Source organism: Pseudomonas sp. NBRC 111139 (assembly GCF_001753955.1).
GTDB lineage: Bacteria > Pseudomonadota > Gammaproteobacteria > Pseudomonadales > Pseudomonadaceae > Aquipseudomonas > Aquipseudomonas alloputida.
Genome location: NZ_BCBP01000080.1, coordinates 16944 through 28289 on the forward strand (window position 1 = coordinate 16944; position 11346 = coordinate 28289).

9 protein-coding genes and 1 tRNA gene are annotated in these 11346 nt (G+C 62.3%); 4 read left to right on the top strand and 6 right to left on the bottom strand.

Going from position 1 to position 11346, the window contains the following annotated elements; genetic code table 11:
- Window positions 1-113 precede the first annotated feature (113 nt).
- Window positions 114-1169, top strand: coding sequence for an HlyD family secretion protein (locus BJQ17_RS25985; protein ID WP_004577219.1), 1056 nt, complete (start codon window positions 114-116; stop codon window positions 1167-1169).
- Between the two features lie 49 nt (window positions 1170-1218).
- Window positions 1219-2709 carry an MDR family MFS transporter gene (locus BJQ17_RS25990; protein WP_172830958.1) on the top strand — a complete coding sequence of 497 codons (1491 nt, stop codon included), beginning with the start codon at window positions 1219-1221 and terminating at the stop codon, window positions 2707-2709.
- Between the two features lie 116 nt (window positions 2710-2825).
- On the opposite strand, the gene uvrB is transcribed toward BJQ17_RS25990, so the two are convergent.
- Window positions 2826-4841, bottom strand: a complete 2016-nt coding sequence (uvrB, locus tag BJQ17_RS25995) for an excinuclease ABC subunit UvrB (RefSeq protein ID WP_070096834.1) — start codon at window positions 4839-4841, stop codon at window positions 2826-2828.
- Between the two features lie 284 nt (window positions 4842-5125).
- Here uvrB and BJQ17_RS26000 point away from each other — a divergent pair, with 284 nt between their 5' ends.
- Window positions 5126-6322: an amino acid aminotransferase gene (locus tag BJQ17_RS26000; protein ID WP_003247178.1), complete on the top strand. Its 1197-nt coding sequence runs from the start codon at window positions 5126-5128 to the stop codon at window positions 6320-6322.
- Between the two features lie 62 nt (window positions 6323-6384).
- A tRNA-Asn gene (locus BJQ17_RS26005) sits at window positions 6385-6460 on the top strand.
- A 58-nt stretch (window positions 6461-6518) separates the two neighbouring features.
- Here the strand turns inward: BJQ17_RS26005 and BJQ17_RS26010 are convergent.
- The 5 genes from BJQ17_RS26010 to BJQ17_RS26030 all read right to left on the bottom strand — a co-directional run bounded on the left by BJQ17_RS26010 (window position 6519) and on the right by BJQ17_RS26030 (window position 10626).
- On the bottom strand, window positions 6519-6920 hold the full coding sequence (locus BJQ17_RS26010; RefSeq protein ID WP_003247176.1) for a cupin domain-containing protein: 402 nt from the start codon (window positions 6918-6920) through the stop codon (window positions 6519-6521).
- A 605-nt stretch (window positions 6921-7525) separates the two neighbouring features.
- Complete coding sequence (locus tag BJQ17_RS26015) at window positions 7526-8083, bottom strand: DUF1285 domain-containing protein (RefSeq protein ID WP_003247173.1); 558 nt, start codon at window positions 8081-8083, stop codon at window positions 7526-7528.
- 10 nt (window positions 8084-8093) lie between these two features.
- Window positions 8094-8699: a DUF4823 domain-containing protein gene (locus BJQ17_RS26020; protein ID WP_003247172.1), complete on the bottom strand. Its 606-nt coding sequence runs from the start codon at window positions 8697-8699 to the stop codon at window positions 8094-8096.
- A gap of 66 nt (window positions 8700-8765) precedes the next feature.
- Window positions 8766-9734 carry a GTP 3',8-cyclase MoaA gene (locus BJQ17_RS26025; protein WP_003247171.1) on the bottom strand — a complete coding sequence of 323 codons (969 nt, stop codon included), beginning with the start codon at window positions 9732-9734 and terminating at the stop codon, window positions 8766-8768.
- A 256-nt stretch (window positions 9735-9990) separates the two neighbouring features.
- Window positions 9991-10626: a TetR/AcrR family transcriptional regulator gene (locus tag BJQ17_RS26030; protein WP_003247170.1), complete on the bottom strand. Its 636-nt coding sequence runs from the start codon at window positions 10624-10626 to the stop codon at window positions 9991-9993.
- Window positions 10627-11346 lie beyond the last annotated feature (720 nt).

Genomic DNA, 11346 nt, shown 5'->3' on the forward strand with positions numbered 1-11346 from the left:
GCGGGATGTTAGCAGGAGGCGGGCACCGGGCTCCAGCAATGGCGCGAACGTCACTTGTCGACAGGCCCTGTGCCGCTGTTAAATTTGTTTACATTTCTGGAACGATAGTCCCCATGCCTGCCCAACTCAAACGCCGCCTGACGCTCTTCTTCGCCCTGGTGGCCATCATCGCCCTCGCCTTCCTGGGCCACTGGTACTTCAAGGGCCGCTTCTACGAGAGCACCGACAACGCTTACGTGCAGGGTGAGATCACCCGTATCTCCAGCCAGCTTGGCGCACGTATCGAAACGGTACCAGTCGAGGACAACCAGCACGTCAGCAAGGGCGACCTGCTGGTGCGCCTGGAAGCCGCAGACTTTGAGCTGGCGGTCGAACGCGCCCGTGCCGCCCTGGCCACCCGCGAAGCCGAGTACGCACAAGCGCAAAGCCGCCTCACCCAACAAGGCAGCCTGATTGCCGCCGGCCAGGCCCAGTTGGCGGCCACCCAGGCCACGTTCGACCGTTCACGGCTGGACCTGAGCCGTGCCGAGAAGCTGCGCAAGCCGGGTTTTGTCTCTGAGGAGCGTGTCACTACCCTGTCGGCGGACAGCCATGTCGCCGGCTCCCAGGTCGACAAGGCCCGCGCCGACCTGCAAAGCCAGCGCCAGCAGGTCACCGCCCTGAACGCCGAACTCAAGCGCCTCGATGCGCAAATCGCCAATGCCCGCACCGACCTGGCCCAGGCCGAACTGAACCTGACCCGCTGCGAAATCCATGCGCCGATCAGCGGCACCATTGGCCAGCGTAATGCGCGCAATGGCCAAGTGGTGCAGGCCGGCGCCTACCTGCTGTCGATCGTGCCGGATGAAGACATCTGGGTGCAGGCCAACTTCAAGGAAACCCAGATCGGCCGCATGCACCCCGGCCAGCGCGCGGAGCTGTTGTTCGACAGCTACCCCGACACACCGATCGAAGGCAGGGTGGACAGCCTGTTCGCCGCGTCCGGTGCGCAGTTCAGCCTGCTGCCACCGGACAACGCCACCGGCAATTTCACCAAAGTTGTGCAGCGCATCCCGATAAAACTCACGTTCAGCGCTGACAACCCGTTGCACGGGCGTATTCGCCCCGGCATGTCGGTGACCGCCACCGTCGACCTGCGCAGCGCAGACGAAGGCCACAATGGCCGGTGACCAACTGCTGCGCCCCACGGCGGAGCCAACCCGACGCGACTGGATCGCGGTGATGAGCGTGATGCTCGGTGCCTTCATGGCAGTGCTGGATATCCAGATCACCAATTCCTCGTTGAAGGACATCCAGGGCGCTCTGTCGGCGACCCTGGAAGAAGGTTCATGGATTTCAACCTCCTACCTGGTGGCGGAAATCATCATGATCCCGCTAACGGCCTGGCTGGTGCAGCTGCTGTCGGCGCGGCGCCTGGCGGTGTGGGTATCCAGCGGTTTCCTGCTGTCGTCGCTGCTATGCTCGATGGCCTGGAACCTGGAGAGCATGATCCTGTTCCGCGCCTTGCAGGGTTTCACCGGTGGCGCGCTGATCCCGCTGGCCTTCACCCTGACGCTGATCAAGCTGCCCGAGCACCACCGCGCCAAAGGCATGGCGATGTTCGCCATGACCGCCACTTTTGCCCCCTCCATCGGTCCCACCCTGGGCGGCTGGCTGACCGAAAACTGGGGCTGGGAATACATCTTCTACATCAATATCCCACCAGGCCTGCTAATGATCGCCGGCTTGTTGTATGGGCTTGAGAAGAAGGAGGCACACTGGGAGCTGCTGAAAAGTACCGATTACGCCGGCATCGTCACGCTCGGCCTTGGGTTGGGCTGCCTGCAGGTGTTTCTCGAGGAAGGCCATCGCAAGGACTGGCTGGAGTCACACCTGATCGTCGGCCTGGGCAGTGTTGCCCTGGTCAGCCTGATCACCTTCGTCATCTTGCAGTTTTCCAAGCCACACCCACTGATCAACCTGCGCATTCTTGGTAACCGCAACTTTGGCCTGTCGAGCATCGCCAGCCTGGGCATGGGCGTGGGCCTGTACGGGTCGATCTATCTGCTACCGCTGTACCTGGCGCAGGTACAGGGTTACAACGCCTTGCAGATTGGCGAAGTGATCATGTGGATGGGTATTCCGCAGCTGTTCCTGATCCCGCTGGTGCCGCAACTGATGAAGGTGATATCGCCCAAGGTACTATGCGCGCTGGGGTTTTGCCTGTTCGGCGCTGCCAGTTTCGGTTCGGGGGTGCTCAACCCGGACTTTGCCGGGCCGCAGTTCAACCATATCCAGATCATCCGCGCCCTGGGTCAACCGATGATCATGGTGACCATTTCGCTGATTGCCACCGCGTATATCCAACAACAGGATGCAGGGTCCGCGTCGAGCCTGTTCAATATTCTGCGTAACCTCGGTGGCGCGATTGGTATTGCCTTGCTGGCCACCCTGCTGGATGCGCGCACCAAGGTGTACTTCGACTACCTGCGCGAATCGGTGGTGCCGAGCAACCCGCAGGTGGCTGAGCGGCTGGCGCAACTGGCGGAGCGCTTGGGCAATGACAATGCGGCGCTGGGCAAACTTAGCGAGATTACCCACCAGCAGGCACTGATCATGGCTTACAACGATGCCTTCCACTTTGTCGGGATCGGGTTGGCGGTGAGCATGGTGGCGGTGTTGCTGACCCGCAAGTTGCCGGAGGGGTTGAAGGCTGGGGAAGCCCACTGAGCACAATTTCAGATGATGCGCGATGCCTGTTGGAGCGGGCGTAGCAGCGAACACCCAGCGCAGCCGGTGCCAGACACCGCGTGGAGTGCTTCGCGGGCACGCCCGCCCCCACAGGATCAGCTGCTAATCAACCGCTCCCGCAGCTGCGCAATCTCGTCACGCAGCTGCGCCGCAGCTTCGAACTCCAGGTCGCGGGCGAACTGCATCATTTTCTCTTCCAACTGCTTGATGCGCTTGGTGATCTCGCCCGGCGTACGCAGTTCGGCCTCGTAACGGGCGCTCTCCTCCGCCGCCTTGGCCATGCCCTTGCGCTTCTTGCTGCGCGCACCGGGCACGGCGGCACCCTCCATGATGTCGGTGATGTCCTTGACCACGCCCTTGGGCACGATACCGTTGGCTTCGTTGAAGGCGATCTGCTTCTCGCGGCGACGCTCGGTTTCGTCAATGGCCCGCTGCATCGAGCCTGTTACGTTATCGGCATACAGGATGGCCCGGCCATTGAGGTTACGTGCCGCGCGGCCAATGGTCTGGATCAGGGAGCGCTCGGAACGCAGAAAACCTTCCTTGTCCGCATCGAGGATGGCCACCAGCGACACCTCGGGCATGTCCAGGCCCTCGCGCAGCAGGTTGATGCCCACCAGCACGTCGAAGGTGCCCAGGCGCAGGTCACGGATAATCTCCACCCGCTCCACCGTGTCGATGTCCGAGTGCAGGTAGCGTACCCGCACATCATGGTCGGCCAGGTAATCGCTGAGGTCCTCGGCCATGCGCTTGGTCAACGTGGTCGCCAGCACACGCTCGCCTGCCGCGACACGCTTGCGGATCTCGGACAGCAGGTCGTCGACCTGGGTCAGCGCCGGGCGCACCTCTACCTGCGGGTCGACCAGCCCGGTCGGGCGCACCACTTGCTCCACCACGCGCCCGGCATGCTCAGCCTCGTAGGGGCCCGGAGTGGCCGAAACAAAAATGGTCTGCGGGCTGACCTCCTCCCACTCGTCGAAACGCATCGGCCGGTTGTCCAGCGCTGAAGGCATGCGGAAGCCGTACTCGACCAGGGTCTCCTTGCGTGAACGGTCGCCCTTGTACATGGCGCCGACCTGCGGAACGCTGACGTGGGATTCGTCGATCACCAGCAGCGCATCAGGCGGCAGGTAATCGTACAGGGTGGGCGGCGGTGCCCCGACCGGGCGCCCGGACAGGTAGCGCGAGTAGTTTTCGATGCCGTTGCAGTAGCCCAGCTCGAGGATCATCTCCAGATCGAAGCGGGTACGTTGCTCCAGACGCTGCGCTTCGACCAGCTTGTTGGCCTTGTGCAGGTACTCCAGACGCTCCTTCAGTTCTTCCTTGATGCCCTCCACTGCTTCCAGCAGCGTTTCCCGCGGGGTGACGTAGTGGCTCTTGGGGTAGAAAGTGAAACGTGGCAGCTTGCGGAAAACCTCGCCGGTCAACGGATCAAAGGCGGCGATGTTCTCCACTTCATCATCGAACAGCTCGATGCGGATGGCTTCCAGGTCCGATTCGGCCGGGAAGATGTCGATCACGTCACCGCGTACCCGGAAGGTGGCGCGGGCAAAGTCCATTTCGTTGCGGGTGTACTGCAGGTCGGCCAACCGGCGCAGCAGCGCGCGCTGGTCGAGCTTGTCGCCACGGTCCACGTGCAGAACCATTTTCAGGTAGGTCTCGGGGCTGCCCAGGCCGTAGATGCACGACACAGTGGTCACGATGATCGCGTCACGCCGCTCGAGCAGCGCCTTGGTCGCCGACAGGCGCATCTGCTCGATGTGGTCGTTGATCGAGGCGTCCTTCTCGATGAAGGTGTCTGACGAGGGTACGTAGGCTTCCGGCTGGTAGTAGTCGTAATAGGAAACGAAGTACTCCACCGCGTTGTTGGGGAAGAACGCCTTGAACTCCCCGTACAACTGCGCGGCCAGCGTCTTGTTGGGCGCCAGCACCAGCGTTGGGCGCTGCACCTGCTGGATGACGTTGGCAATGCTGAAGGTCTTGCCCGAGCCGGTCACCCCGAGCAACGTCTGGTGCGACAGCCCCGCCTCGATGCCTTCGACCAACTGGCGGATAGCCTCGGGCTGGTCGCCGGCCGGCTGGAAACGTGTGACGAGCTGGAACTCGGACATGAAGGACCTCGCGGTGCAGCAGCTGTAAATTTAGCCAGTAGTCTATACCCAAATGCGCTCGTTCGGGGGCGCTTTCAAGGCACAGGTGTGGGCGGGCTCAACGGTGGACACGGCATTTAGACCAATGGTCGAAAAATATTTGCGCAAATAGCCCCAAAAGCTGCGCCAGAGTGTCGCGGTGACCGGTCGGTATCACTATACTGACTCCCCGTTTGTGCACCGCTTCAGTGCATTCGGCTGGAGCGTGTACGCCCTATCACACTCCAATCAGAGCCAAGGTAACAATGAGCCTGTTTTCCGCTGTCGAGCTGGCACCCCGCGACCCTATTCTGGGCCTCAACGAAGCATTCAACGCCGACCCACGTACCGACAAGGTCAACCTGGGCGTAGGCGTGTATTGCAATGAGGAGGGCCGCATTCCGCTGCTGCGCGCCGTGATCGAAGCCGAAACCCAGCGTGCCGCCCAGCACGCTTCGCGCGGCTACCTGCCGATCGACGGCATCGCCACCTACGACCAGGCTGTGCAGAAGCTGCTGTTCGGCGCCGAGTCGCCACTGCTGGCCGCCGGCCGCGTGGTCACCGTGCAGGCCGTCGGTGGTACCGGCGCCCTGAAGATCGGTGCCGACTTCCTCAAGCGCCTCTCGCCCAACGCCGTGGTTGCCATCAGCGACCCTAGCTGGGAAAACCACCGTGCGCTGTTCGAATCGGCCGGCTTCCCGGTGCAGACCTACCGCTACTACGATGCGCCGACCAACGACGTCAACCGCGCCGGCATGCTCGAAGACCTCAACGCCCTGCCGTCCGGCTCGATCGTGGTGCTGCACGCCTGCTGCCACAACCCGACCGGTGTCGACCTGAACCTGGACGACTGGAAGAACGTCCTGGAAGTGGTCAAGGCCAAGGGCCACGTGCCGTTCCTCGACATGGCCTACCAGGGCTTTGGTGACGGTATCGCCGAAGACGCCTTCGCCGTGCGCCTGTTCGCCGAGTCGGGCCTGGAGTTCTTTGTTTCCAGCTCGTTCTCCAAATCGTTCTCGCTGTACGGCGAGCGCGTCGGCGCACTGTCGATCGTCACCGCCTCCAAGGACGAGAGCACCCGCGTGCTGTCGCAGGTCAAGCGCGTGATCCGCACCACCTACTCCAACCCGCCAACCCACGGCGCAACCATTGTTGCCACCGTGCTGAACAGCGCAGAACTGCGCCAGATGTGGGAAACCGAATTGGCCGAAATGCGTGAACGCATCCACGGCATGCGCAAGCAGATGGTATCGCTGCTGGCCGAATACGGTGCCAACCGCGACTTCAGCTTCGTTGGCCGCCAGGTTGGCATGTTCTCCTACTCGGGCCTGACCGTTGAACAGGTCGCCCGCCTGAAGAACGACTTCGGCATCTATGCCCTGGACACCGGCCGTATCGCGGTGGCCGCGCTGAACCAGAGCAACATCCACGTGGTGACCAAAGCGATCGTGGAAGTGCTGTAACTCATTGTTTTGCCTGGGGGTGGGTTGACTTCTCCCAGGCAATCAGTAAGATACGCGCAGATTCCGCGATAGCTCAGTCGGTAGAGCAAATGACTGTTAATCATTGGGTCCCTGGTTCGAGTCCAGGTCGCGGAGCCAGACATTGAAGAAGCCCCCGGATGCGCAAGCAACCGGGGGCTTCTTCGTTGCGCTGGAATTATTGGCCAAGCACCTCGGTCACTGGCTTGCCCTCGTCCACCAGGCTCCAGACCAGCAAACTGGCCGGCTGGGTTTTGCTGGCGTTGCGTGAAACGCTGTGCACGGTGCCCGGCGCCTCGTACCAATAATCGCCGGCCTTGTAGGTCTTTTCCTGCTCGCTGTTGAGCTTCGATACCACCGCCCCTTCCAGGACGTAAGCCATGACTGCGCCCGGATGCTGATGCGCGGGTGATGCCTCGCCCGGGGCGTAGCTGACGGTGAGCATGACGGCGGTTTTGCCGGGGGCATTAGAGGGCTGCTGTTGTTGCAGGACCTTGACCTGGTCGGCGACATCACCGTGGGCCCAAGCGGGTGTTTGGGCGGCGAGCAGTGCGAAGAGGATGATGGCTAATGGATTCATGAGCTTTCCTGGAGGACAAGTGCCTGCAGGTTAGACCCTGACTGGCTGAAGACAAATGGCCAATCCGGGGGAAAAGCAGGGGGCCGATTTTCGCCTGTACCGGCCCTTTCGCGGGTAAACCCGCTCCTACGACGGCCTGTGCCGCCCTCGATGCGTGCGTAGGAGCGGGTTTACCCGCGAATACGGTGGCGGCGGCGACGGTGAACGACGGGTGGACATTGGCTGGCAGGCCCGGCCCATTCGCGGGTGAACCCGCTCCTACATCGGCCTGTGCCGCCCTCGATGCGTGCGTAGGAGCGGGTTTACCCGCGAATACGGTGGCGGCGGCGACGGTGAACGACGGGTGGAAATTGGCTGGCAGGCCCGGCCCCTTCGCGGGTTAACCCGCTCCTACATCGGCCTGTGCCGCCCTCGATGCGTGCGTAGGAGCGGGTTTATCCGCGAATACGGTGGCGGCGGCGACGGTGAACGGCGGGTGGAAATTGGCTGGCAGGCCCGGCCCATTCGCGGGTGAACCCGCTCCTACGACGAGCCTGCGCCCAATCACCGATGCGTGTGCAGGAGCGGGTTTACCCGCGAAGAGGCCGACATCGTCAACATAGGCCTCAGCCGCGCCCGATCGGGTAAAACGCCCCCCGACTCCACACCCCAAGCCACTCCTCCCCGTCGATCACATGCGGCACCGCCAGCTCCACCAGTTGGTAAAACACATTGCGATGTATCAGCGCCTCCAGGTTGCTGCGCATCAGCACATACGGTGATGGCTCCTGCGTCACCGGGTCGATCACTACCCGCAGGGGGTTATCCGGCCCCGCCTCGACCTGGTCCTCGACATTGCTGGTAAAGCGCAGCACCTGCTGTTCGCCTTCGCCCTGCACGTCCAGCAGCACGGCCACGAATGGCGCATCGTCGACACGAATGCCAACCTTCTCTACCGGGGTAATCAGGAAGTAGTCATCGCCGTCGCGGCGAATGATGGTAGAGAACAGCCGCACCATCGGCTTGCGCCCGATCGGCGTGCCCAGGTAGTACCAGGTGCCATCGCGGGCGATGCGCATGTCGATGTCACCACAGAAATCCGGGTTCCACAGGTGCACCGGCGGCAGCCCCTTGGCCTTGGGGATCTGCGCCAGAAGGTCATTGGCCTTGCCGGAGTCGCTCATCACGCTTGCCTCATTCACTCATGCCCAGGAGGCTACGAGCGTACTCGCGCATCGGCGCACCAAGCAAATCCTCCGGCGTGTTGTCGTGGAACGTCAACAAACCGCCACGGCTCTTGATGCGTGCGGTGTCGATCAGGTAGCGGGTACTGGTTTCGATCAGCATCATCTGCACCACGCCAGAGTCCCAGCCCAAGCGGTCGACGGCCTGTTCGTCATACCACTCGTCACCATTGCCGATGCGATCGTCAGTACGGGCAAAGCGCGTGTACAACACATAGTCGGCGCCTACCGAGCGCGCCTGGGCAATGGCCTCTTCGAGGCCCAGCGGGCCCTGGGCACGACGCACCATCGGGAAGTATTCGACGAAGCTCTTGAAGGCCTGCTCGGCCACTGCATTCTGCCGAGGCACCGGACCCTTACCCGGCGGCACGAATGCACCCTGACCAATGAAAATGAACGAATCGGGCTGCAGGCGGATCGACAAGGTGCGACGGGTTTCGCTGTGGTCCAGCAGACCGGCATCGCTCATGTGATAGCGGACGCCTTCGCCCATATCGCTGACATTCATGCAGCCGCCCAGCGCCATCAGCGCCAGCAGCAAGACCAGGCTACGCATCTTTCCTCCAGTGGCCGGCGACGAAAAACCGGCGAATAGCCGGCGGATGCAGCTTTTGCGCCAGCTTCAGCCACCGATCACTTTCATGACTGTCACGCCACCGGAGAAGGCCACGTCCTGCTTGTCAGCCAAAGCCTTGACCAACAACCGCTGCAAGGCCGGCAGCGCCTGATGACGCGGTTTTTCCAGCAGGTCGCCGACGAAGTGCCGGTTACCTGACGACAGGCAGCCATGCAGCCAGCCCGTAGAAGACAGGCGCAGCCGCGAGCAGGTCCGGCAAAACGGCACGCTTTCGTTGGCAATGACGCCGAAGTGGCCCCTGCCAGGGATGTGGTAACGCATGGCTGTGGCGTCCAGCGGCGCATTCACCTGGGCGTAGGTATGCTGGCCGCCGATCAGCGCAAGCAGCTGGTCGAGGCCTACAAACTGTTGGAGGAATGCGTTGCGATCGTGAGAGAGGTGACCCATGCGCATGAGCTCGATGAAGCGCAGCTCGAAGCCGCGCGCGAGGCAGTAATCCAGCAGCGGCAGTACCTGATCAAGGTTTTTCCCGCGCATCGGCACCATATTGACCTTGATTCGCATACCCACGGCGCGGGCCTGCTCCATTGCGTCCAGCACAGTGCCCAGGTCGCCGCCACGGGCAATCTGGCGGAAAGCCAGCGGGTCGAGGGTGTCGAGGGAAACGTTCAGCCGACGAATCCCCGCCGCCTGCAGTTGCGGCAACTTGCGCGCCAGCAACTGGCCGTTGGTGGTCAGCGAGACGTCGTCAAGGTCGAGTTTGGCCACGGCAGCCAGAAAGGCATCCAGGCGCGGGCTGACCAGTGGCTCACCGCCAGTAATCCGCAGACGCTCGATGCCGGCGGCTTCGATCAGATAGGCCACGCCGCGGGCCAGGGCATCCGCAGACAGCTCGTCCTGCGCCGCCACCAGCCGCTTGCCGTCGGGTACGCAGTAGGTGCAAGCGTAGTTGCAGGCAGCCGTCAGGCTGACGCGCAGGTTGCGAAAGCGCCTGCCTTGACGATCGACAATCATGAATGACTCCGGCATGGATGAAGGGGCCGGCAAAACCTGACTCATAAATCAGGTTTTTGCAAGCCCCATGAGCAATGCCGAATGTCCAGACGATAGCGAAACGCTTTGGGCTGCACTGCCGCGCAGAGAACGCACGACGCAGTGCTTATGGGAGCGGGCGTACCCGCGAAGAATCAAACGCGGTGCCTGGCACGGGCTGCGCCGGTGTTCGCGGGCGCGCCCGCCCCCATAGGGCCCGCGCAGTTTCGCGCAAGGCTCAGTTCGAGGGTTCCGGGTCGCGCTTGCGCTTGTTGCCCATACGCACGCCAATGTCCATCAGGAACTGGAAGAAGCCTTCCTGGTCCTCCAGCACATTGCTCCAGAACGGCGAGTGGTACAGCGCCACAGCGCCGTGCACCAGCGCCCAGGCAGCGCAGTAGTGGAAATACGGCGGCACGTCTTCGAGCTTGCCTTCGCTGATACGGCCCTTGATCAGCTGGGTCAGGCGGTCGAAGTTGGAGGCACGGATGCTGTGCAGCTGCTCGACCATTTCCGGCACCTGATTGCCCTTGACCACCTTTTCTTCAAGGCGGTCGAACAGCCGGTAGCGTTGCGGATCGCGCATGCGGAACTCGAAGTAGGCGCGCGACAGCGCTTCCTTGTCACGGTCGACGTCGGCCGAGTGCAACAGCTCGTTCAGGTCACGCTCGTAATCGAGCATCAGGCGCAGGTAGATCTCCGCCTTGGACTTGAAGTGCTTGTAGATCGTGCCTTTGCCGATGCCCACGGCGTCGGCGATCATCTCGACGGTGACGCTGTCTTCACCTTGCTCGAGAAACAGCTTGAGCGCGGTATCGAGGATTTCCTGTTCGCGACGGCGAAACTCACGGACCTTACGAGGTTCTTTCTGCATGGGAAGGACTGGATGACAATCGAAGCGGTTTATTATGCCTAACTTGCGGGAAATTGCACGGATCATCCACGCATGTCTGTGTTTCACGATGCATACAGCCATGCGCTGCGGGAGGAATGAAACGTTGGCGTATTCCAAATCTGTTTAAAAAACGTCCAATATGCACTGGCACTGCGCCAAACCTGACCAATACTTGAAGTGTTGGCGCGGCGCATCCCCCCCAGTGGCGCGCCGATAAAGGTGCTCAGGGACCGCGTACCTTTGTTTTACTCCTAATGGTCTTAACCCGGATTCCTCCCCCAGAACCCGGGTTTTTTTTGTGGGGAGGATGGTGTGACGGCTGCCAGGTGCGTGCCGCAAGATTCTCAGCGCCTGTGAGATCGAGCGCCGCCCGCGCGGCGCTTCGCGGGTAAACCCGCTCCTACGTTTGTTTCGGGCCAATTAGGCCTGTGGGATTTGCGCGCGAACGCCTTGGCGCACGCCTCGATATCGCGCCGTACAAACAAGGCGGTCGCGCGCGCCTGGCACAGAAGGGAGATCGGGCGCCGCCCGCGCGGCGCTTCGCGGGGAAACCCGCTCCTACGCTTGTTTCGGGCCAATTAGGCCCGTGGGATTTGCGCGCGAACGCCTTGGCGCACCCCTCGATATCGCGTCGTACAAACAAGGCGGTCGCGCGCGCCTGGCACAGAAGGGAGATCGGGCGCCGCCCGCGCGGCGCTT